This window comes from unidentified bacterial endosymbiont, from assembly GCF_918797525.1.
GTDB lineage: Bacteria > Pseudomonadota > Gammaproteobacteria > Enterobacterales > Enterobacteriaceae > Enterobacter.
Genome location: NZ_OU963893.1, coordinates 739188 through 762775 on the forward strand (window position 1 = coordinate 739188; position 23588 = coordinate 762775).

Here is a 23588-nt window from a genome sequence, read left to right on the forward strand (position 1 = left end):
CGATCCCCGCAGTAGAGGTGCGGGGAGAAAGGATTACAATTCCTGTTCGAAAAGAACCAGAATCGCTTCGTAGAGATCTTTAACGGAGAAACCATTAGCGGGGGTAGTAAAGATTGTGTCGTCACCGGCAATAGTACCGAGAATACCTTCCGCTTTACCTAATGAGTCCAGCAGGCGGGCAATCAGCTGCGCTGCGCCCGGGCTGGTATGGATAACCACAACGGCGTCGTTGTAATCGATATCCAGCACCAGGTTCTTCAACGGGCTGGAGGTTGTCGGCACGCCAAGTTCAGCAGGCAAGCAATAGACCATCTCCATTTTGGCGTTGCGCGTTCGGACAGCGCCAAATTTGGTTAACATGCGGGAGACTTTCGACTGGTTGATGTTATCAAAGCCCTGTTCCTGCAACGCCAGAACAATTTCTCCCTGAGAACTGAATTTCTCTTCTTTGAGGAGCGCCTTAAACGCCCTCACTAACTCTTCTTGCTTAGACGAGCTTCGCATAAATCACCCGGAATATGACGATAGAAACACATTATTATGCATGTAGATGAATTTTTATGCAAATATTCTGCCGGACATGAGGCTGAAATAATGTTATGAAAGAGAACGATTTTATCAGATTTCGTTATCGGAAAACATGCCTGGGTCACGCCGCGCAAATAAGCTTAAAAGTAAATTAAATGTTATAAAATTGATGTTGTTTAGGTGGCGTGGCAGGGTGTATTGTAACTCCCTCTTAACGCGTTGCTCTTTGATGTCAGATAGCATTCTGAGGTCAGAGAAAAGCGCGCGACCTCAAATTCTTTAGCTACGAAAATTGTAATTATTTACCTGCTGAATTAAGGTCGCCGCAACGGAGTTTTAGATACATAAAGTTAACCATAATAAGGAGTTTAGGATGAAAGTTGCAGTCCTCGGCGCGGCTGGCGGTATCGGCCAGGCGCTTGCCCTACTACTGAAAACCCAACTGCCTTCAGGCTCAGAACTCTCCCTGTACGATATTGCGCCGGTAACCCCTGGCGTGGCGGTTGACCTGAGCCACATCCCGACAGCTGTGAAAATCAAAGGCTTCTCCGGTGAAGACGCTCGTCCTGCGCTGCAGGGGGCGGACGTTGTACTGATCTCCGCCGGTGTGGCACGCAAGCCGGGCATGGATCGCTCAGATCTGTTCAACGTCAACGCCGGTATCGTTAAAAACCTGGTGCAGCAGATTGCAGAAATCTGCCCGAAAGCGTGCATCGGTATTATTACCAACCCGGTGAACACCACCGTTGCTATTGCGGCAGAAGTGCTGAAGAAAGCGGGTGTTTACGACAAGAATAAACTGTTCGGCGTGACCACGCTGGATATCATCCGTTCCAACACTTTTGTGGCTGAGCTGAAAGGTAAACAGCCGACAGAAGTCAACGTGCCGGTTATCGGCGGCCACTCTGGTGTGACTATTCTGCCTCTGCTGTCGCAGATCCCGGGCGTGAGCTTCACCGAGCAGGAAGTTGCCGATCTGACCAGACGTATTCAGAATGCGGGCACCGAAGTGGTGGAAGCGAAGGCGGGTGGCGGGTCTGCAACCCTGTCTATGGGTCAGGCGGCTGCACGTTTTGGTTTGTCTCTGGTTCGCGCTCTGCAGGGCGAGAAAGGCGTTGTCGAATGCGCCTATGTGGAAGGCGACGGCGAACACGCACGCTTCTTCTCACAGCCGCTGCTGCTGGGCAAAAACGGTGTCGAAGAACGTCAGTCAATTGGCAAGCTGAGCGCGTTTGAACACAACGCGATGGAAGGCATGCTGGATACGCTGAAGAAAGATATCACGCTTGGCGAAGAATTCGTGAATAAGTAACATTGCATGAAAAGAGAAGCCGGAGCCTGGTTCCGGCTTTTTTATAGCTATCTCCCGCCCCTGAATGACTCACCCGTCTGGTAAATCTGCTAAACTCCCCCGCGTCTTGAGCGGCAACAGACGAGGACGTTGTGAAAAAAATTGAAAGAAAGCAGACCAGGGACCACATTACTCAGATGATCCGTTACGAGATCCTCTCCGGGGGGTTGAAACCCGGTGAAGAGCTTGCACAGGAAAGCATTGCTGAGCAACTGGGGCTTTCCCGTATGCCGGTTCGTGAAGCGTTACAGGCCCTTGAGCAGGAAGGGTTTCTGGTGCGTTTGCCAAACCGCCATATGCAGGTCGCAAGGCTGGAGCCTGACCAAGTCAGCCATATTTTCCGGGCAATTGCGGTGATGGCGACGGAGCTTTTTTTAATGGTGCCCGCGGCGGCAGGCGAGTCGCTAGGCGCGCGAGCGCGCGAGCTGGGGCATCCTGGCGAAAGCTCCCGTGAGCTTGCGTTCCACCAGGCGCTAATTTGTTATATTGATAATCGCTATCTGGAAAAGATTTATCAGCAATTTTTGGATGGTTATATCGGCTATGTCATTCTGTATTTGAAAGAGGATAATCAGGAGTCGGCGCAGATACTCAGCACTCTGATGGACGCTATTCGTCAGGGCGATCGCGTTGAAATCGCGCAGGAAACGCAGCGTTATTTCCTCTCTCTGGCAGAAATAATGCGTCAACACATGAAGGATTGGGAAAGTGCAGAAGCCTCGATTAGGGAAAATTAAGCTTCTTTCAGCGAAAGAGCAGGTCGCAGCAGTATTGCGTAAAGCTATATTGTCGCGAGATTTAGTTGAAGGGCAAGAAATTACTCTTGAAGGGATCGCCAGCATGATCGGCGTATCCAGCATGCCCGTGCGTGAAGCGTTTCAGATACTGGCCGCGGACGGGCTGATTAAGGTCCGGCCCAATAAGGGGGCGGTCGTTCTGGGTATAAACGAACAAACGATTCGCGAGCATTATGAGATTCGCGCGCTGTTGGAGAGTGAAGCGGTTGCTAAAGCGTCTCGTCCCGGAACGGACATTTCGCGAATTGCCGAAGTGCACTACTCGGCGGAAAAAGCGCTGGCAGACAATAATGCTACCGAATATTCTGACCTGAATCAGGCTTTTCATATGGAGATATGGAACGTGGCCGGGAACGGGAAAATGAAGCTACTGCTCAGCAATATGTGGAACGGGCTTTCAATGGGACATAAGGTCACCGAGGAAGAGTATGCAACCATTTCATTACGCGAGCACAAGGGAATTTTACAGGCTCTGGAGCAACACGATGAAGCGCTGGCGCGCCTGCGTATGCGTGAACATATCATCCGTTCGATGGAGAATATGCTGACGCGCTACGTCGCCGAACCTGGCACTTGACGTCTCCGCCTGTACGTTCGCGACAGGCGCTTATTTATTCTTTATTTCAATTAATTACGCCAAGTAACTTCATCTGCGAGATTTTGATAACGATCTCAATCCTGACGTTTTTCTGAAAAACGCGTTGACTTACTCTTTGCATGGGAATAATTTTCATCCCGTCAATATTGGATACAATATCATATATCATTGATAGGATAATTATAACTATGGAACCCATTACCATCACCCTATGTTTACTGGTATTCGCTATAGCAATGTTTGTATGGGAGAAAATACCGCTCGCGGTAACCTCCATGGTGGTTTGTGTCACTCTCGTTCTTACCGGGGTGCTTGACCTGAAGCAGGCGTTTGCCGGCTTTATCGACGCCAATGTCATCCTTTTTGTCGCCATGTTTATCGTTGGTGGTGCGTTATTTGAAACCGGAATGGCGAACAAAGTCGGCGGTGTGATTACGCTTTTTGCCAAAACCGAAAAACAGCTGATCTTCACCATCATGGTGATAGTCGGCGGGATGTCCGGTTTTCTCTCTAATACCGGTACCGCGGCGGTGCTGATTCCGGTGGTAATCGGCGTGGCGGCGAAATCTGGTTTTGCCCGTTCCCGCCTGCTGATGCCGCTGGTTTTCGCCGCTGCGCTCGGCGGCAACCTGTCGCTGATTGGCGCACCGGGCAACCTGATTGCGCAATCGGCATTGCAAAATATCGGCAGCGGTTTTGGCTTCTTTGAATATGCCAAAGTGGGTCTGCCGATGCTGGTGTGCGGCATCATTTACTTCCTGACGATTGGCTATAAGTTCCTGCCCAATAACGCCAATAGGGGTGAAGTTGGCAGCGTTGGTGAACAGCGCGATTACAGCCATGTCCCACGCTGGAAGCAGATCCTGTCACTGGTTGTCCTGATCGCCACAATCCTCGGCATGATTTTCGAAAAACAGACCGGTATTAACATTGCGGTAGCGGGTTGTATTGGCGCGCTGGTGCTGATTGTGACCTCAGTGCTGACTGAAAAACAGGCTTACAAGGCAATTGATTCACAGACTATTTTTATCTTCGGCGGCACCCTGGCGCTGGCGAAGGCGCTGGAAATGACCGGCGCGGGGAAACGGGTAGCCGATCAGGTTATCGGTCTGCTGGGGCAGAACTCTTCGCCATTCATGCTGTTGATTGTGGTCTTCGCGCTGTCCGTCATTATGACCAACTTTATGTCTAACACCGCGACCGTTGCGCTACTGGTGCCGGTGAGCCTGTCTATCGCTGCAGGAATGGGCGCCGATCCTCAGGCGGTACTGATGGCGACGGTTATCGGCAGCTCCTGCGCTTACGCGACGCCAATTGGTATGCCAGCCAACATGATGGTGCTATCGGCTGGCGGCTATAAGTTTGTTGACTACGCCAAAGCCGGTATCCCACTGATTCTAGTTTCAACCCTTGTCAGCCTGATTCTGCTGCCAATCCTTTTCCCTTTTCATCCGTAATTAACGGACGCTGTTCTGACTAAGGAGCATTTATGAGTACACGTGAACAGATATGCCATATGAGCAACATTATGGCCAAATTCGTGGGATATACCGGCAAAGTCTTACCTGATGATGTCATCGCAAAACTGGAAGATTTACATAAGCAGGAGACCAGTAAACTGGCTGATGTCATCTTTACTACCATGATTGAGAACCAGCGTCTGGCAAAAGAGTTGGATCGTCCTTCTTGCCAGGATACGGGAGTGATTCAGTTTCTGGTGGAGTGCGGGACGAACTTCCCGTTGATCGGCGAGCTGGAAGCGCTGCTGCGTGAAGCGGTGATCAAAGCAACCGTGGACACTCCGCTGCGCCACAACAGCGTTGAGACCTTTGATGAATACAATACTGGAAAAAACGTGGGTAAAGGTACGCCGACGGTGTTCTGGGAGATCGTTCCCCATTCTGACCAGTGCAGCATTTACACCTATATGGCGGGTGGCGGCTGTTCTCTGCCGGGGAAAGCGATGGTGCTGATGCCGGGCGCAGGTTATGAAGGCGTAACCCGCTTTGTACTGGATGTGATGACCAGCTACGGCCTTAACGCCTGTCCTCCGTTGCTGGTTGGCGTGGGCGTGGCGACCTCTGTTGAAACGGCGGCGCTGCTATCGAAAAAAGCGCTGATGCGTCCGATCGGTTCACATAATGAGAATGAGCGTGCGGCTTCGCTGGAAAAAATGCTTGAAGACGGCATTAACAAAATTGGCCTTGGGCCGCAGGGAATGTCCGGTAACACGTCCGTAATGGGCGTGAATATTGAAAACACCGCGCGTCATCCTTCCACTATTGGGGTGGCGGTGAACGTAGGCTGCTGGTCGCACCGTAAAGGACATATCGTTTTCGATAAAGATTTGAACTACACCATTACGTCTCACAGCGGAGTGAATTTCTGATGAGTAAAAAAATTCTTACCACGCCCATTAAAGATGAAGATTTAGCGGATATTAAGGCTGGCGATATTATTTACCTCAATGGTCATATTGTTACCTGTCGTGATGTGGCCCATCGTCGGTTAATTGAAGGCGGGCGAAAATTACCCGTAGATGTTCGCGGCGGCGCTATTTTACACGCTGGCCCAATCGTCCGTCCAATTAAAGGTGAGGATGATAAGTTTGAAATGGTCTCCGTTGGCCCAACCACCAGTATGCGCATGGAAAAATTCGAAAAAGAATTTATTGCACAGACCGGCGTGAAATTAATTGTTGGTAAAGGCGGTATGGGTAAAGGCACCGAAGAGGGCTGCGCGGAGCATAAAGCGCTGCACTGCGTATTCCCGGCAGGCTGTGCGGTAGTGGCTGCGGTGTGCGTCGAAGAAATTGAAGATGCCCAATGGCGCGATCTGGGGATGCCGGAAACGCTGTGGGTTTGTCGGGTAAAAGAATTTGGCCCGTTAATTGTTTCTATCGATATCCATGGCAATAACCTGTTTGAGCAGAACAAAGTTATTTTCAATCAGCGTAAAGAGCTCGTCGCTGATGAAATATGCCAGAACGTAAGTTTTATCAAATAATCCTGATTAGGTAAATTGCACGGTAATGAAGGAAATACGTTTTGACGATAATAATATACAGGGGTTCTGGCCGGGGGCGGCTCAGGGAGATCCCTCCTGATTATTGTTACGTCATCAATAACATCATTATCGTGCCTCCTGTTCGAAGGCTATTTTATGACTGATGCAGCATTGCTATTAGATGAAGGCTTCACCCTGATGTTCCTCGGCATGGGATTTGTGCTGGCGTTTCTGTTTGTGCTGATTTACGCCATTCAGGGCATGTCCACCGCCATCAACAGCATCTTCCCTGAACCGGCTCTGGCGCCGAAAGCCGTACCCGTTGCCGCCGCGCCCGCTGACAACTTCGCCCGCTTAAAGCCGGTGATTGCCGCCGCCATCCACCACCATCGCCGCCTTAACCCTTAATTCACGGAGGAATCCATGACCGTTGCTATTACCGATGTCGTCCTGCGCGACGCCCACCAGTCCCTTTTCGCCACCCGTCTGCGCCTTGACGATATGCTTCCCGTCGCCGCGCAGCTCGACGATGTGGGCTACGGATCCCTCGAATGCTGGGGCGGCGCCACCTTCGACGCCTGCATCCGCTTCCTCGGCGAAGATCCGTGGGTCCGCCTGCGCGAACTGAAAAAGGCCATGCCGAAGACCCCGTTACAGATGTTGCTCCGCGGCCAGAACCTCCTCGGCTACCGCCACTACGCCGATGACGTGGTGGAACGCTTCGTCGAGCGCGCCGTCAAAAACGGCATGGACGTCTTCCGCGTGTTCGACGCCATGAACGACCCGCGCAACATGAAGGCCGCCCTGCGGGCAGTGCGCAGTCACGGGGCTCACGCCCAGGGCACGCTCTCGTACGCCACTAGCCCGGCCCACACTCTGCAGACCTGGCTCGATTTAACCGAACAGCTGCTGGAAACCGGCGTCGACTCCATCGCCATCAAGGACATGTCCGGTATCCTCACCCCGAAGGCGGCGTATGAGCTGGTCAGCGAAATCAAAAAGCGCCATGACGTGCGCCTGCACCTGCACTGCCACGCCACCACCGGGATGGCGGAGATGGCCCTGCTGAATGCCATTGAGGCGGGCGTGGACGGTGTGGACACGGCGATTTCTTCCATGAGCGCCACCTACGGCCACCCGGCCACCGAGGCGCTGGTCGCTACCCTCGCAGGCACCCAATACGACACCGGGCTGGATATCCTGAAGCTGGAGAGCATCGCGGCGTACTTCCGCGAGGTGCGCAAAAAATACCATGCCTTTGAAGGCCAACTGAAGGGCACCGACAGCCGCATTCTGGTGGCCCAGGTGCCGGGCGGGATGCTCACCAATCTCGAGGGCCAGTTAAAGCAGCAGAACGCCGCCCACCGTCTGGATGAGGTGCTGGCGGAAATCCCCCGCGTGCGCGAGGACCTCGGCTTTATTCCGCTGGTCACCCCGACCTCGCAGATTGTCGGCACCCAGGCGGTGCTTAACGTCCTGACCGGGGAGCGCTACAGAACCATTGCCAAAGAAACCGCCGGGATTCTGAAAGGGGAATACGGCCACACCCCGATGCCGGTCAATGCCGCCCTGCAGGCGCGCGTGCTGGAGGGGACCGCCCCGGTGACCTGCCGTCCGGCGGATTTACTCAAATCGGAAATGGCGCAGCTGGAAGCGGACGTGAAGCGCCAGGCGCAGGAGAAGGGCATTCAGCTTGCCGATAACGCCATCGACGATGTGCTGACCGTGGCCCTGTTCCCGCAAATCGGTCTGAAGTTCCTTGAGAACCGCAATAACCCGACGGCCTTTGAACCGGTCCCGCAGGCGGAAGAAGCAAAACCTGCCGCTGCCCCGGTAAAACCCGCTGCCTCCGGCGTCTACACCGTGGAATTGGAAGGCAAAGCTTTTGTGGTGAAGGTCAGCGACGGCGGCGATATCAGCCAGCTCACTTCGGCGGCGCCCGTTCAGGCCTCTGCTCCGTCAACTACCCCAGCAGGCGTCGGCACTCCGGTGACCGCCCCGCTGGCGGGTAATATCTGGAAGGTGACTGCCACCGAGGGCCAGACGGTCGCCGAAGGCGACGTACTCCTCATTCTCGAAGCCATGAAGATGGAAACCGAAATCCGCGCCGCCCAGGCCGGGACCGTGCGCGGTATCGCGGTGAAATCCGGCGACGCGGTCTCCGTGGGCGACACCCTGATGCAACTGGCGTAAGGAACAGGAACCATGGAAAGTCTTAACGCCCTGATTCAGGGCATGGGCCTGATGCACCTCGGCGTCGGCCAGGCCATCATGCTGCTGGTGAGCCTGCTGCTGCTGTGGCTGGCGATTGCGAAGAAGTTCGAGCCGTTACTGCTGCTGCCGATTGGCTTCGGCGGCCTGCTGTCGAATATCCCGGAGGCCGGGCTGGCGCTGACCGCCCTGGAGAGCCTGCTGGCGCACCACGACGCCGGACAACTGGCGGTGATTGCCGCGAAGCTGAACTGCCTGCCGGATGTGCATGCCATCACGGAAGCGCTGGCCCTGGCCCTGCCGTCGGTGCAGAGCCAGATGGAGCAGCAGGCGGTGGAAATGGGCTACTCCGCCGGGGTGCTGGCGCTGTTCTATAAGGTCGCCATCGGGTCAGGTATTGCCCCGCTGGTGATTTTTATGGGCGTGGGGGCGATGACCGACTTCGGCCCGCTGTTGGCCAACCCGCGCACCCTGTTGCTGGGGGCGGCGGCGCAATTCGGCATCTTCGCCACGGTGCTCGGGGCGCTGGCGCTGAACTACTTCAGCATCATCAGCTTCACCCTGCCGCAGGCGGCGGCGATAGGCATCATCGGCGGGGCGGACGGCCCGACGGCGATTTATCTGTCGGGCAAGCTGGCACCGGAGCTGCTGGGGGCCATCGCGGTGGCGGCGTACTCGTATATGGCGCTGGTGCCGTTAATCCAGCCGCCGATTATGAAGGCGCTGACCACGGATAAGGAGCGGAAAATCCGCATGGTGCAGCTGCGCACGGTGAGCAAGCGGGAGAAGATCTTGTTCCCGGCGGTGCTGTTGCTACTGGTGGCGCTGCTGCTGCCGGACGCGGCCCCGCTGCTGGGGATGTTCTGCTTCGGCAACCTGATGCGCGAAAGCGGGGTGGTGGAACGCCTGAGCGACACGGTGCAGAACGCGCTGATAAACATCGTGACCATCTTCCTGGGGCTGTCGGTGGGCGCGAAGCTGGTGGCGGACAAGTTCCTGCAGCCGCAGACGCTGGGGATTCTGGTGCTGGGGGTGATGGCGTTCTGTATCGGGACGGCGGCGGGGGTGCTGATGGCGAAGCTGCTGAACCTGTTCAGTAAGAACAAAATCAACCCGCTGATTGGCTCGGCCGGGGTATCGGCGGTGCCGATGGCGGCGCGGGTGTCGAACAAGGTGGGTCTGGCGTCGGATGCGCAGAACTTCCTGCTGATGCACGCGATGGGCCCGAACGTGGCGGGAGTGATTGGCTCGGCGATTGCCGCCGGGGTGATGCTCAGGTACGTGCTGGCGATGTAGTGCCGTATCTTCCCGGAGAGTTTCGATAAGGAGACTTTGATGAATGAAACCATAGCATCACGCTCATGCTGCAGGGCGTCGACACATGACATGGTCGTGGATTACGCGCTGGCGTCGCTAAACGAGCTTGAGCACCTGCATCCTGCGCTGAATCTGCTGTCGTACCCGTTAATCGCGCCGGGCAGCCATAATTTCTTTGTCCGTTGTTATGATGCAGGCGTACAGCATGCGCAGGCTAAGGCGGCTGAAACGGTACCGGCTCTGCCTGATTCGCGCTCACCGTGGCTGCAAAGAAGCGGGCTGCTGTGTGCCGCTGCCGGTCGCCTGGATGCTCTGGGTCTGCCGCTGACGCACAATCGTTTATGCGATCAGGCCGATCACTATTGTGCCGGCATGGCGGATGCCGATGCCGAAGTCCGCAGCGGTTTTTATACCGTGCGCAGCATATCGCTGCCGGTTTACCGGCGGCTGTTGCGGGATAAGCATCCTCATGGCGTCTGCCTGCAGCAGGCGCTGCTGCATCTGCTGGCGTGGAAAAGCGATTCATCCTGGGCGCGACAGCAGGCCCAGCGGTTGCTCTGGCTGGGCGGCGTTCTGGGTGACAAAGGCGTGTTTGCGCTTATGGGGCTGGATGACGAACTACGGGAACGGCAGTTTGCGTGGCCGGGGCTGTGGCCGCTGCTGGCGGTGACCGGATTTCTGGCGAAATGTCCGGCCGGGCCGATATTTGCGGATTAAATAACGCTCCCCATCCGGGGAGCCTGTTAATTCGTCGCCGGATATTCCTGAATGGTCACCTGAATCGTTAGCTTCTTATCATTGCGCATAACTTCGACAGGGATAATGGAGCCGGGACGGATCTCCGCCACCTGGTCCATGGTCTCCAGTGCCGAAATTGCCGGCGTGTTGTTGACGGACACAATGACATCATTAACCTTAATTCCCGCATTGGCCGCCGGGCCGCCAGGAGCCACTTCGTTGACCACGATGCCCTGAATTTGATCGAACCCCCCACCCTGGGAATGCATTGGCGCATTTTCACGTCCGCCAATGCCGATATAACCACGGATCACCCGGCCGTCTCGGATCAGCTTATCCATGATTTTAGTGGCTAACTGGAATGGAATAGCAAAGCCAATCCCTTCTGGCGTCTCGCCATCGTTGCTTTTATCAAATGAGAGAGTGTTGATGCCCATCAGCTCGCCCACCGAGTTGACCAGCGCGCCGCCGGAGTTGCCGTGGTTGATAGATGCATCGGTTTGCAGAAAGTTTTGCCGACCCGATGGATTCAGACCGATTCTACCGGTCGCGCTGATAATCCCCTGCGTAATGGTCTGCCCCAGGTTATACGGGTTGCCGATAGCCAGTACCACATCGCCGATATGGGGCGTACGTTTGCTGTTAATCGGGATGGTAGGCAGGCCGCCGGTGGCGTTAATTTTCAGTACCGCCAGGTCGGTTAGGGTGTCTGAACCGACCAGTAAGGCCTCAAATACGCGACCATCCTGCAGCGCCACGATTATCTGGTCGGCATCGTTAATCACGTGTTTGTTGGTAATAATATAGCCACGTTCGTCCATAATTACGCCGGAGCCGAGCGTGCGGATCTCCAGCTGGTTATGGCTCGAACTATTAAGACCGCGGTTATAGACGTTAACCACAGCAGGCGCGGCACGGCGAACAGCCTGATTATAAGTGGCAGGCGTCTCATCCGTGCTGTCAAACTGGGGGGCCGTCAATTTATTAAACTGACGTAAAGACGGCATGGCCACTAACAGCAGGCCCGCAACGATCAAACCGATAACAATGGAACGTAAAAGCTTTAAAAGCATGATGCGCGTGTCGTTAAAAAGGAACGGTTTGCAGCATAGCATGAGTTATCCGGACATCACATGCAGCGCAGATGTCCGGAGTCGCAAATGGTTAGCGCAATAATATATAGATAGACTCATTGCCGCGCATAACCTGCAGGGCAATGACCGTCGGTTTACTTTCCAGCACTTTGCGCATATCGGCGATTGATTGCACGCGATTGCGGTTTACGCCGATGATAACATCCTCCTGATGTAGACCGGCCTGCGCGGCGGGGCTGCTCTTCTCGACGCTGCTAACGGCAATGCCTTTCGTCCCGTCTTTGAGCTGACCATCATTAAGCGTCGCGCCCTGCAGTGCCGGGGCAATAAGCTCCGCGCTGGCGGAAGAGGAGGTGCTCTTGTCCAGCGTCACTTCCACGTCCAGCGGCTTGCCGTTGCGAATCAGGCCCAGCTTCACTTTGGCGCCCGGCTCTGTGGTGGCAATCCGTGAACGTAGTTCCGCGAAGCTGCTCAGCGGCTTACCGTTCAGGCTCACGATAACATCTCCGGATTTCACGCCCGCTTTTGCCGAGCCAGAATTTGGCAGCACTTCGCTGATAAACGCACCGCGCTGCACATCCAGCCTGAAGGCTTTGGCGATATCCGCACTCATCTCCATGCCCTTAATGCCCAGCAAACCACGTTTGACTTCGCCAAACTGAATGAGCTGCTGCGCCAGGGTTTTGGCCATATTGCCCGGAATGGCAAAGCCAATCCCGATGCTGCCGCCGCCGGGCGCCAGAATGGCGGTGTTGATTCCGATAAGCTCACCGTTGAGGTTAAGCAGCGCACCGCCGGAATTGCCGCGGTTAATTGAGGCGTCAGTCTGTATAAAGTTTTCCAGCCCTTCCAGGTTCAGCCCGCTACGCCCCAGCGCCGAGATAATGCCGGAGGTCGCGGTCTGGCCCAGGCCGAACGGGTTCCCGACGGCGACGGCAAAATCACCGACCCGAAGGGCATCGGAATCGGCAATCGCGATCTGCTTCAGGTTGCTGGGGTTTTGTACTTGCAGCAACGCAATATCGCTTTGGTCATCGCCGCCAATCAGTTTGGCGTCAAATTCTCGTCCGTCATTTAACTGAATGCTGATCTTATCCGCCTGGCTGATGACATGGTTATTGGTCAGAATATAGCCTTTAGCCGCATCGATGATCACCCCTGAGCCAAGGCCTTCAAAAGGCTGGGACTGCTGTCCGGGGGGCGCATCGCCAAAAAATTTCTTGAGTTCTTCCGGTACGCGCTGGTTTTGCAGCGCAGTGCCTTCTACTTTCACGCTGACCACAGCGGGCAACACTTTTTCCAGCATTGGTGCGAGGCTGGGGAGGGCTGTCTGCCCGGGAACCTGCGCGGGCAGCGAGGCCGAAGCAGGGAAGGATGCCGAGAGTGATAACCCGACACTTAACGCGATAGCGCTCAACAGCTGGTTTTTTTTCTTCATCGATGCTGACTCTCGTAACCTGGAATGAAGGAAGAACGGCCCCAAAAACATCTTGATATTATTGAATTTTAACCTGCTGAACAATGAGGTGTTTGACTAAATAATAGCTGGGGACGGGAAGAAAGGACGGGCGCAATCACTGCGCCCGTAAAATAAATTCAGCTTGTGCGATTAATCGCGTTTTACACCACCGCGCAGCAGGCCGGATGCGCCGTCAGAATAGTCGCGCGGCATCTGCACCGGAGCCTGATCGTTACCGGCCTCAGAGTCGGCCAGACGGTTGCGGAACGGGTTGGTTTCCGCCGTCATTTCTGGCAGCAGACTGCTGGAGCTTTTCGCCATGTGTTGATACAGCTGGCGATAGTCGGTCGCCATATTGTCCAGCAGCTCGGCGCTCCGGGCAAAGTGGCTCACCAGCTCTTCACGATACTCTTCCAGCTCGGCTTTGTTCTTTTCCAGTTCGTACTGCAGTGACTGCTGCTGACGCAATTTGCGGTTACCGAAACGCATGGCCACCGCACCGATGACGATGCCGACGACTAAACCGATTAGCGCATATTCCCAGGTCATGAACTTCTCCCGTTGTCTTGTTGTTCCGTAGGGTGTTGGCTCGGCTCCTGCCTGTGCCTGATATTGCCACTATAACCGCTATTTCCGCAGAAGTGGAATCCTGACGTATCATCGCGTAGTGTAGAACGGCCTTTTTTTCATCAGTCACGCCCGCTGGTGAGGTTTAATTGAAGGAATAACAACAAGATTATGCAAAGCCTGTCCCCCCTGTCGCGATACCAACATGCCCTGAATGAGGGTTCACACCAGCCGGATGACGTTCAGCGTGAAGCGGTTAACCGTCTGGAGACGATTTATCAAGCGCTCACGGCGACGTCCGCAGAGCGTGAGCAACGTGGCGGGTTGAAAGCGGTATTTGGCCGTTTACTCGGGAAAAAAGATCCGCAATCCAATGCGCCGGTGCGTGGCCTTTATATGTGGGGCGGTGTCGGGCGCGGCAAAACATGGCTGATGGATCTGTTCTACCAGAGCCTGCCAGGGACGCGTAAACAGCGCCTGCACTTTCACCGTTTTATGCTGCGGGTTCACGAAGAACTGACGGCTCTGCAGGGCAACAGCGATCCGCTGGAGAGGGTGGCCGACAAGTTTAAGGCCGAAACGGACGTGCTCTGCTTCGACGAATTTTTCGTTTCTGATATCACGGACGCGATGCTGCTAGGCGGCCTGATGAAAGCGCTGTTTGCCCGTGGGATTACGCTGGTCGCCACCTCAAACATTCCGCCAGATGAACTGTATCGCAACGGCCTTCAGCGCGCGCGTTTCATACCTGCGATTGAGGCCATTAAGCAGCACTGCGACATTATGAACGTCGACGCGGGCGTTGATTACCGTTTGCGTACGTTGACGCAGGCGCACCTGTGGCTGTCGCCCTTAAATGCGCAGACCACCAGCCAGATGGACAAACTCTGGCTCGCGCTGGCAGGGACAAAACGTGATAACGCCCCGGTGCTTGAGGTAAATCATCGTCCGCTGCAAACACTGGGGGTTGAGAAACAAAACCTGGCGGTCTCCTTTGAGACGCTTTGCGTGGATGCCCGCAGTCAGCATGATTACATCGCGCTTTCGCGCTTATTCCATACGGTGATGGTGCTGGATGTTCCGCTGATGACGCCGCTGATGGAGAGCGAAGCACGGCGCTTCATCGCGCTGGTAGATGAGTTTTACGAACGCCACGTCAAGCTGGTAGTGAGCGCCGAGGTACCTTTATATGCGATCTACCGGGGTGAACGCCTGAAGTTTGAGTTCCAGCGCTGCCTGTCGCGTCTGCAGGAGATGCAGAGCGAAGAGTATCTTAAGCGTGAGCATATGCCCTAATAAATGCCCCCCTCTGCCCGTGGGAGAGGGATTGGGGGGAAGGGTGCCAGACCGCACTAACGTCAGCCTCGAAAAACCCACTTTGAATCACATTTAAGGGTCGATCTTTAACCTCAACTTCTCTATAATCTTGCGACCCCACGTTACGAGAAGGTTTTTTTCCCGAAACTTTCATGTGTCGGCATTAGCTATTCGAAGGGGTAGGTTTGCCGGACTCTGTCGTGTGAACCTCAACTGACTAAAACGTTTGGGTGTTCACCAACGTGTAACTTATTTATTTGGGTAAGCTTTTAATGAAAACTTTTACAGCTAAACCAGAAACCGTACAGCGCGACTGGTATGTTGTTGACGCGACCGGTAAAACTCTGGGCCGTCTGGCTTCCGAACTGGCTCGTCGCCTGCGCGGTAAGCATAAAGCGGAATACACTCCGCACGTTGATACTGGTGACTACATCATCGTTCTGAACGCAGAAAAAGTTGCTGTAACCGGTAACAAGCGCGAAGATAAAATGTATTACCATCACACCGGCCACATCGGTGGTATCAAAGAAGCGACCTTTGAAGAGATGATTGCTCGCCGTCCTGAGCGTGTGATTGAAATCGCGGTTAAAGGCATGCTGCCAAAAGGCCCGCTGGGTCGTGCTATGTTCCGTAAACTGAAAGTTTACGCAGGTAACGAGCACAACCACGCGGCACAGCAACCGCAAGTTCTTGACATCTAATCGGGATTATAGGCAATGGCTGAAAATCAATACTACGGCACTGGTCGCCGCAAAAGTTCCGCAGCTCGCGTGTTCATCAAACCGGGCAGCGGTAAAATCGTCATCAACCAACGTTCTCTGGAACAGTACTTCGGTCGCGAAACTGCCCGCATGGTAGTTCGCCAGCCGCTGGAACTGGTTGATATGGTAGAAAAACTGGATCTGTACATCACCGTTAAAGGTGGTGGTATCTCCGGTCAGGCAGGTGCGATCCGTCACGGTATCACCCGCGCTCTGATGGAGTACGACGAATCCCTGCGTTCTGAACTGCGTAAAGCTGGCTTCGTCACCCGTGACGCGCGTCAGGTTGAACGTAAGAAAGTGGGTCTGCGTAAAGCACGTCGTCGTCCACAGTTCTCCAAACGTTAATCATTTCTGCTTACGCAGAACGATTGGCGAAAAACCCGCTTCGGCGGGTTTTTTATGGATAATGTGCAGGTTATCCACAATATCGGTTCATCTCTCTCCTCTTTTTCCACATTTCCAGAAACGCACACCACAAAGTCATCAAAATCTGGTAAACTATCATCCAATTTTCTGCCCAAATATCAGTGGATACACGATTTTTGTTCAAGTTTTGAACAATGTGTTTTCCCTGGGGTGGGCAATACATCATCTGGCTGGCCTCTGTTGGGCCGGTAGCAGTAAAAATTCTGAATATACCTGGAGGTTTTCATGGCTGTCGCTGCCAACAAACGTTCGGTAATGACGCTGTTTTCTGGTCCTACTGACATTTATAGCCATCAGGTTCGTATCGTGCTGGCCGAGAAGGGTGTCAGTTTTGAGATCGAGCATGTGGAAAAGGATAACCCGCCTCAGGATCTGATCGATCTCAATCCAAACCAGAGTGTACCGACGCTGGTTGATCGTGAGCTGACCCTGTGGGAATCCCGCATCATTATGGAATACCTGGATGAGCGTTTCCCGCATCCGCCGCTGATGCCTGTTTACCCTGTTGCGCGTGGTGAAAGCCGCCTGTACATGCAGCGTATCGAGAAAGACTGGTATACGCTGATGAACGTTATCGTTAACGGCTCCTCATCTCAAGCCGATGCGGCACGTAAGCAACTGCGTGAAGAGCTGCTGGCAATCGCGCCTGTGTTTGGTCAGAAAACCGTTCTTCCTGAGCGATGAATTCAGCCTGGTCGATTGCTACCTGGCGCCGCTGCTGTGGCGTCTGCCTACGCTGGGTGTTGAGTTCAGCGGCCCGGGCGCGAAAGAGCTGAAGGGCTACATGACCCGCGTCTTTGAACGCGACTCCTTCCTGGCATCCTTAACTGAACCGGAACGTGAAATGCGTCTCGGCCGAGGCTAATGACTGTGGAAATGTCACAACTCTCCCCACGCCGTCCGTATCTGCTGCGCGCATTCTATGAATGGCTGCTGGATAATCAGCTCACGCCGCACCTGGTTGTGGATGTGACGTTGCCGGACGTGCAGGTTCCAATGGAATACGCACGTGACGGACAAATCGTGTTGAACATTGCTCCGCGTGCGGTAGGTAATCTGGAGCTGGCCAATGACGAAGTGCGTTTTAATGCGCGTTTCGGCGGCGTGCCGCGTCAGGTTTCCGTGCCTCTGGCTGCGGTACTGGCTATTTACGCCCGTGAAAACGGGGCGGGGACCATGTTTGAGCCGGAAGCGGCTTACGACGAAGAGGTTGCCAGCCTGAATGATGACGATACAACCGATGAACGCGAAAGCGACACGGTGATGTCGCTTATCGATGGCGATAAACCCGATCATCACGACGATAACGACCCTGATGACGATCCGCCGCCGCGCGGTGGGCGTCCGGCGCTGCGCGTTGTGAAATAATCAAACAGGCCCATCGGGCCTGTTTTGCTTTATAGTGATATCCACCTGCTGTACGCCGGGGATGTTTGCGGTATTTATGCCTGAAAAGCCGGAGGGTAGTCACCCATCCGGCCTAATTCTTACACTTCCAGGTAGTTCATGATCCCGTCAGCCGCTTTACGGCCTTCGGCAATCGCCGTCACCACCAGGTCGGAACCGCGAACGATATCGCCACCGGCGAAGATTTTCGGGTTGCTGGTCTGGAACGCGTTGTCGCTGCCTTCCGGTGCGATGATACGGCCCTGCGGATCCAGTTCGACGCTATGTTTTGCCAGCCACTCCATGCTATGGGGACGGAAACCAAACGCCATCACCACCGCATCGGCCGGGATCACATACTCAGAGCCCGCAACGATTTCTGCGCGACGACGGCCTTTCGCATCCGGCGCACCCATCTCCGTGCGCGCCATCTTCACACCGCTCACTTTCCCGTTGGCATTAACCTCCACGCCCAGAGGCTGGATGTTGAACTGGAACTCGACGCCCTCTTCACGCGCATTTTTCACTTCGCGTTTTGAACCCGGCATGTTCTCTTCATCGCGACGATAGGCGCAGATCACATGCGCCGCATTCTGACGAATGGAGGTACGCACGCAATCCATCGCGGTATCACCGCCGCCCAGCACCACCACGCGTTTGCCTTCCATGCTGACGAAAGGTTCTTCGGCAGTTTCACCGTAGCCCATCATCTGTTTGGTATTGGCGATCAGGAACGGCAGCGCATCAAACACGCCTGGCGCATCTTCATTCTCCAGCCCGCCGCGCATCGACTGATAGGTGCCGACGCCGAGGAACACGGCATCGTAATCCTTCAGTAGATCGTCGAGCTGCACGTCGCGGCCCACTTCCACATTCAGTTTGAACTCAATGCCCATGCCGGTGAAAATTTCTCGGCGGCGGGTCATGACCTCTTTTTCCAGCTTGAAGGCCGGAATACCGAAGGTCAGTAGACCGCCGATTTCAGGATGGCGATCAAAAACCACCGCCTTAATGCCGTTGCGGGTCAGCACGTCCGCACAGGCCAGGCCCGCGGGCCCTGCGCCGACGATTGCCACGCGTTTGTCGGTTTGGCGCACGCCGGTCATATCCGGACGCCAGCCCATTTCAAACGCCTTATCGTTAATGTAGCGTTCGATGTTACCGATGGTTACCGCGCCGAACTCATCGTTCAAGGTACAGGAGCCTTCGCACAGACGATCCTGCGGGCATACGCGACCACACACTTCCGGCAGGGTGTTCGTCTGGTGAGACAACTCGGCGGCTTCAAAAATACGTCCCTCATTGGCCAGCTTCAGCCAGTTCGGGATGTAATTATGCACCGGGCATTTCCATTCGCAGTAAGGGTTACCGCAGGACAGGCAGCGGTCTGCCTGTGCTTTGGCCTGGCCTTCTGAAAACGGCTCATAGATTTCAACAAATTCAATTTTGCGGATCTTCAGCGGTTTCTTTGGCGGATCAACACGCTGCAGGTCGATAAACTGGTAAACGTTCTGGCTCATCTGAATTCCTTACTGCGCCTGCACACGCAGCTCTGCTGCGCTACGACTACGGTGACCCAGGAGGGCTTTAACATCGCTGGACTTTGGTTTAACCAGCGCGAACTTTGAGGAGAACGCCGGCCAGTTCGCCAGGATCTCTTCGCCGCGCGAAGAACCGGTATGCTGCACGTGTTCGGTAATCAAACCGCGCAGATGTTCTTCGTGGATAGCCAGGGACTCCACGTCCAGCACTTCAACCAGTTCCGGGTTCACGCGTTTGCGGAAATCGCCGCTTTCATCCAGTACGTAGGCGAAGCCGCCCGTCATACCGGCGCCGAAGTTCACCCCGGTTTTGCCCAGTACGCAGACAATACCGCCCGTCATGTATTCACAGCCGTTATCGCCGATACCTTCCACCACGGTGATAGCTCCGGAGTTACGCACCGCAAAACGTTCCCCCGCACGGCCTGCCGCAAACAGACGGCCGCCGGTGGCGCCGTACAGACAGGTGTTACCGATGATGCTGGCATCACAGCTGCGAAAAGCAGAACCGACCGGTGGACGCACCGCCAGCAGACCGCCTGCCATGCCTTTGCCGACGTAGTCATTGGCATCGCCGGTAAGGATAAGCTCCACGCCGCCCGCGTTCCAGACGCCGAAGCTCTGGCCCGCAGTACCGCTGAAGTGCGCGGTAATCGGATCGGCTGCCAGACCCTGGTCACCGTGCGTCTGGGCAATGTAACCGGAGAGCGATGCGCCGACGGAGCGATCGGTGTTGCGGATATCAAACCAGAATGTTTTGCTCTGCTTAGCATCCACGTACGATTTTGCCTGCTGCAATAGCTGCGCGTTCAGGACACCGTTATCAAACGGCGGGTTCTTCTCAGTGCAGAACACCGCTTTGCCAGGATGCGGCTCTGCCGTTTCCAGCAGTTTCGACAGCTCAAGCTTCTGCTGTTTGGCAGTGAAACCGTCCAGCTCTTTGAGCAGGTCGGTACGGCCAATCAGGTCTACCAGGCGTTTAACACCCAGCTGCGCCATCAGTTCGCGGGTCTCGCGGGCGATGAAGTCAAAGTAGTTGGTCACTTTAAACGGCAGGCCGTGGTAGTGGTTCTTACGCAGTTTTTCGTCCTGGGTTGCCACACCGGTTGCGCAGTTGTTCAGGTGGCAAATACGCAGGTATTTACAGCCGAGCGCAACCATTGGGCCGGTACCAAAGCCGAAGCTCTCTGCGCCCAGGATCGCGGCTTTAATGATATCAAGACCGGTTTTCAGACCGCCGTCCACCTGCAGACGGATCTTATGACGCAGACCGTTCGCCACCAGCGCCTGCTGGGTTTCCACCAGGCCGAGCTCCCACGGGCAACCCGCGTATTTCACAGAAGAGAGCGGGCTTGCGCCGGTCCCCCCGTCGTAACCGGCAATGGTGATTAGGTCGGCGTAGGCTTTTGCCACCCCGGTGGCAATGGTGCCGACGCCCGGTTCGGAAACCAGCTTCACGGAGATCATCGCTTTCGGGTTGACCTGTTTCAGGTCGAAAATTAGCTGCGCCAAATCCTCGATAGAGTAGATATCGTGGTGCGGCGGCGGGGAGATCAGCGTCACGCCCGGCACCGAGTAGCGCAGTTTGGCGATGTACGGGGTGACTTTATCACCCGGCAACTGACCGCCTTCGCCCGGTTTAGCACCCTGAGCGACTTTAATCTGAATCACGTCGGCGCTGACCAGATACGCTGGCGTCACGCCAAAGCGACCGGACGCCACCTGCTTAATACGGGACACTTTGTTGGTACCATAACGGGCAGGATCTTCACCGCCTTCACCGGAGTTGGAGTTTCCGCCGATGCTGTTCATCGCCTCAGCCAGCGCTTCGTGCGCCTCCGGGCTCAGCGCGCCGATAGACATCGCCGCCGTATCGAAGCGTTTGAACAGCTCAGACGCCGGCTCTACGTCGTCGATGCTGACGGCTTCATCGCCCGGGTTGATCGCTAACAGATCGCGTAGTGTCGCCGCCGGACGGTTATTCACCAGCTCCGCATACTGCTGATAATCGTGGTACTCGCCGCTCTGCACCGCCTGTTGCAGCGTGCGTACGACGTCCGGGTTGTAGGCGTGGTATTCACCGCCGTGAACGTATTTCAGCAGACCGCCCTGGTCCAGCGGCTTGCGTGCCAGCCAGGCGCGTTTCGACAGGTTCATCAGATCCTGCTGGAAGTCAGCAAAACTCGCGCCGCCGATACGGCTTATCACGCCCTGGAAGCACAGGTTCGCCACATCATCATGCAGACCGACCGCTTCAAACAGCTTCGAGCAGCGGTAAGAGGCGATGGTCGAGATGCCCATTTTGGACATGATCTTGTACAGACCTTTATTGATGCCGTTACGGTAGTTCAGCATCACTGCGCGATACGCTTTGTCGATCGCGCGGGTATCCACCAGGCGCGCCAGCGTTTCGTAGGCCAGATACGGATAGATCGCCGTCGCGCCAAAGCCTAACAGCACGGCAAAGTGGTGCGGGTCGCGGGCGCTTGCGGTTTCTACAATGATGTTGGCGTCGCAGCGCAGGCTCTTATCTACCAGACGGGTCTGAATAGCCCCCACCGCCATTGGCGCAGGTACCGGCAGACGGTTTTTCGCAATATTACGATCAGACAACACCAGCAGAACCGTACCGTTACGCACCATCTGTTCGGCCTGGTCACACAGCGCATTCACCGTCTCTTCGAGGGTCGATTCGGTCACGTCGAAGGTAATGTCGAGCGTGTCGGCGCGGTAGTGCTCCTCTTGCATGGTGGTGAGCTGCTTGAAATCGGAGTAGAGCAGGATCGGCGACTTAAAGGTCAGACGATGCGCCTGGCCTTCTGCCTCGCAGAAGACGTTCATCTCGCGACCGATGCTGGTCGCCAGCGACATGACGTGGGCTTCACGCAGTGGATCGATTGGCGGGTTGGTCACCTGTGCAAACTGCTGACGGAAGTAGTCGTAAATAATGCGCGGCTGGCTGGAGAGCACGGCAAACGGGGTATCGTCACCCATTGAACCGACCGCTTCCTGACCGTTTTCACCGAGCACGCGGATTACCGAGTCCAGCTCTTCCGCACTGTAATTAAACTGTTTCTGGAAGCTCGCGAGGGTATCGTCGTCCAGTTCGCGGCTGCCGACCTCTTCGTCCGGCAGATCTTCGAATGGCACCAGACGGCGAACGTTTTTCTCCATCCACTCTTTGTACGGATGGCGGCTTTTCAGATCATCATCGGTTTCGGCAGAGTGCAGAATACGCCCGCCGCGAGTGTCGATAACCATCAGTTCGCCCGGTCCTACGCGGCCTTTTTCGACCACTTCATCAGGCTGGTAATCCCAAATACCCACTTCAGAGGCGCAGGTAATGAGCTTGTCTTTGGTGATGACGTAGCGCGCCGGACGCAGACCGTTACGATCCAGGTTACAGGCGGCAAAACGACCGTCGGACATGACGATGCCCGCCGGGCCATCCCACGGCTCCATGTGCATGGAGTTGAAGTCAAAGAACGCACGCAGCTCCGGATCCATATCCGGGTTGTTCTGCCAGGCCGGTGGCACCAGCAGACGCATGGCGCGAACGATATCCATCCCGCCCGCCAGCAGCAGTTCCAGCATGTTGTCCATTGAGCTGGAGTCAGAGCCGGTTTCGTTCACAAACGGCGCGGCATCGTGCAGGTCAGGGATCAGTGGCGTCTGGAATTTATAGGTACGGGCGCGTGCCCACTGACGGTTCCCGGTGATGGTGTTAATTTCGCCGTTGTGCGCCAGATAGCGGAACGGCTGAGCCAGCGGCCAGCGTGGAACGGTATTGGTGGAGAAGCGCTGATGGAACAGGCAAATAGCCGATTCCAGACGCAGGTCTGCGAGGTCCAGGTAGAAGCGTGGCAGGTCAGCCGGCATACACAGACCTTTATAGATGTTCACCAGGTTGGAAAGGCTACAAACGTAGAACTCTTTATCGTCCTGGAGACGTTTTTCAATGCGGCGACGGGCGATAAACAAGCGACGTTCCATATCGCGCGGACGCCAGCCCGCAGGCGCATTAACAAAAATCTGTTCAATACGAGGCAGCGAGGAGAGGGCGATTTCACCGAGCACCCCTTCATTGGTTGGTACATCGCGCCAGCCAACAATAGACAGGGTTTCACGCTGAAGTTCTTCTTCGACGATGCGGCGTGAGGCGGCAGCTTTTTCAGGATCCTGGTTCAGGAACAGCATACCGACAGCGTAGTTTTTGGCTAAACGCCAGCCGCGCTCTTCCGCCACGATGCGGAAGAAACGATCCGGTTTTTGCAGCAGCAGACCGCAACCGTCGCCGGTTTTACCATCAGCCAGGATGGCGCCACGGTGCTGCATACGGGCCAGTGCGTGAATAGCAGTACGCACTACCTTGTGGCTAGGTTCGCCTTCTATGTGGGCGATCAGGCCGAAACCACAGTTATCCTTCTCAAGGGATTTATCGTACAACATATCAGTGAACCTCCCCAGGCTCGTCGGGCTTCCTACTGA

20 protein-coding genes and 1 pseudogene are annotated in these 23588 nt (G+C 55.4%); 15 read left to right on the forward strand and 6 right to left on the reverse strand.

Features of this window, described 5'->3' with window-relative positions; all coding sequences use genetic code 11:
* Positions 1-33: 33 nt before the first annotated feature.
* Entirely contained in the window at positions 34-504 is a 471-nt protein-coding gene (argR, locus tag NL510_RS03515) for a transcriptional regulator ArgR (protein ID WP_253381617.1), read from the reverse strand.
* Between the two features lie 397 nt (positions 505-901).
* Between argR and mdh the strand changes: the two genes are divergently transcribed.
* The 10 genes from mdh (at position 902) to NL510_RS03570 (ending at position 10525) form a co-directional block, all read left to right on the forward strand.
* Entirely contained in the window at positions 902-1840 is a 939-nt protein-coding gene (gene mdh / locus NL510_RS03525) for a malate dehydrogenase (protein WP_253381621.1), read from the forward strand.
* Between the two features lie 131 nt (positions 1841-1971).
* Positions 1972-2616, forward strand: coding sequence for a GntR family transcriptional regulator (locus NL510_RS03530; RefSeq protein WP_253381623.1), 645 nt, complete (start codon positions 1972-1974; stop codon positions 2614-2616).
* Positions 2588-3253, forward strand: a complete 666-nt coding sequence (locus tag NL510_RS03535; RefSeq protein WP_253381624.1) for a GntR family transcriptional regulator — start codon at positions 2588-2590, stop codon at positions 3251-3253. Before NL510_RS03530 ends, NL510_RS03535 begins: the two co-directional genes overlap by 29 nt.
* 209 nt (positions 3254-3462) lie before the next feature.
* Complete coding sequence (locus tag NL510_RS03540; protein WP_253381626.1) at positions 3463-4731, forward strand: SLC13 family permease; 1269 nt, start codon at positions 3463-3465, stop codon at positions 4729-4731.
* Positions 4732-4763: 32 nt separating this feature from the next.
* Positions 4764-5663 carry a L(+)-tartrate dehydratase subunit alpha gene (gene ttdA, locus NL510_RS03545; protein ID WP_253381628.1) on the forward strand — a complete coding sequence of 300 codons (900 nt, stop codon included), beginning with the start codon at positions 4764-4766 and terminating at the stop codon, positions 5661-5663.
* On the forward strand, positions 5663-6280 hold the full coding sequence (gene ttdB, locus NL510_RS03550) for a L(+)-tartrate dehydratase subunit beta (RefSeq protein WP_253381630.1): 618 nt from the start codon (positions 5663-5665) through the stop codon (positions 6278-6280). Before ttdA ends, ttdB begins: the two co-directional genes overlap by 1 nt.
* Before the next feature lie 156 nt (positions 6281-6436).
* Complete coding sequence (locus NL510_RS03555; RefSeq protein ID WP_253381632.1) at positions 6437-6688, forward strand: oxaloacetate decarboxylase subunit gamma; 252 nt, start codon at positions 6437-6439, stop codon at positions 6686-6688.
* Between the two features lie 15 nt (positions 6689-6703).
* The gene (gene oadA, locus NL510_RS03560) at positions 6704-8473 is read left to right on the forward strand and encodes a sodium-extruding oxaloacetate decarboxylase subunit alpha (protein WP_253381634.1); all 1770 of its coding nucleotides are present in this window, start codon (positions 6704-6706) and stop codon (positions 8471-8473) included.
* A gap of 12 nt (positions 8474-8485) precedes the next feature.
* A complete protein-coding gene (locus NL510_RS03565) occupies positions 8486-9787 on the forward strand; it encodes an oxaloacetate decarboxylase subunit beta (protein WP_253381636.1) in 1302 nt (433 codons plus the stop codon).
* A gap of 39 nt (positions 9788-9826) precedes the next feature.
* Complete coding sequence (locus tag NL510_RS03570) at positions 9827-10525, forward strand: triphosphoribosyl-dephospho-CoA synthase (RefSeq protein ID WP_253381638.1); 699 nt, start codon at positions 9827-9829, stop codon at positions 10523-10525.
* Between the two features lie 26 nt (positions 10526-10551).
* On the opposite strand, the gene degS is transcribed toward NL510_RS03570, so the two are convergent.
* The 3 genes from degS to zapG all read right to left on the reverse strand — a co-directional run bounded on the left by degS (position 10552) and on the right by zapG (position 13648).
* A complete protein-coding gene (degS, locus tag NL510_RS03575; RefSeq protein WP_253381640.1) occupies positions 10552-11619 on the reverse strand; it encodes an outer membrane-stress sensor serine endopeptidase DegS in 1068 nt (355 codons plus the stop codon).
* A gap of 91 nt (positions 11620-11710) precedes the next feature.
* Complete coding sequence (degQ, locus tag NL510_RS03580; protein ID WP_253381643.1) at positions 11711-13078, reverse strand: serine endoprotease DegQ; 1368 nt, start codon at positions 13076-13078, stop codon at positions 11711-11713.
* Between the two features lie 171 nt (positions 13079-13249).
* On the reverse strand, positions 13250-13648 hold the full coding sequence (gene zapG / locus NL510_RS03585) for a Z-ring associated protein ZapG (RefSeq protein WP_008502832.1): 399 nt from the start codon (positions 13646-13648) through the stop codon (positions 13250-13252).
* Positions 13649-13837: 189 nt separating this feature from the next.
* Here zapG and zapE point away from each other — a divergent pair, with 189 nt between their 5' ends.
* The 5 genes and pseudogenes from zapE (at position 13838) to sspB (ending at position 17541) form a co-directional block, all read left to right on the forward strand.
* Positions 13838-14962, forward strand: coding sequence for a cell division protein ZapE (gene zapE / locus NL510_RS03590; RefSeq protein ID WP_253381645.1), 1125 nt, complete (start codon positions 13838-13840; stop codon positions 14960-14962).
* Between the two features lie 293 nt (positions 14963-15255).
* Entirely contained in the window at positions 15256-15684 is a 429-nt protein-coding gene (rplM, locus tag NL510_RS03595) for a 50S ribosomal protein L13 (RefSeq protein ID WP_131635278.1), read from the forward strand.
* Positions 15685-15699: 15 nt separating this feature from the next.
* Entirely contained in the window at positions 15700-16092 is a 393-nt protein-coding gene (rpsI, locus tag NL510_RS03600; protein WP_003860436.1) for a 30S ribosomal protein S9, read from the forward strand.
* Positions 16093-16398: 306 nt separating this feature from the next.
* Positions 16399-17038, forward strand: a pseudogene (gene sspA, locus NL510_RS03605) (stringent starvation protein SspA).
* Positions 17039-17043: 5 nt separating this feature from the next.
* Complete coding sequence (sspB, locus tag NL510_RS03610) at positions 17044-17541, forward strand: ClpXP protease specificity-enhancing factor (protein ID WP_253381647.1); 498 nt, start codon at positions 17044-17046, stop codon at positions 17539-17541.
* Positions 17542-17660: 119 nt separating this feature from the next.
* On the opposite strand, the gene NL510_RS03615 is transcribed toward sspB, so the two are convergent.
* Both NL510_RS03615 and gltB read right to left on the reverse strand, forming a co-directional pair.
* Positions 17661-19079 (reverse strand): glutamate synthase small subunit, encoded by a 1419-nt coding sequence (locus NL510_RS03615; RefSeq protein ID WP_253381649.1) that lies wholly within the window; start codon positions 19077-19079, stop codon positions 17661-17663.
* Positions 19080-19088: 9 nt separating this feature from the next.
* The gene (gene gltB / locus NL510_RS03620) at positions 19089-23549 is read right to left on the reverse strand and encodes a glutamate synthase large subunit (protein ID WP_253381651.1); all 4461 of its coding nucleotides are present in this window, start codon (positions 23547-23549) and stop codon (positions 19089-19091) included.
* Positions 23550-23588 lie beyond the last annotated feature (39 nt).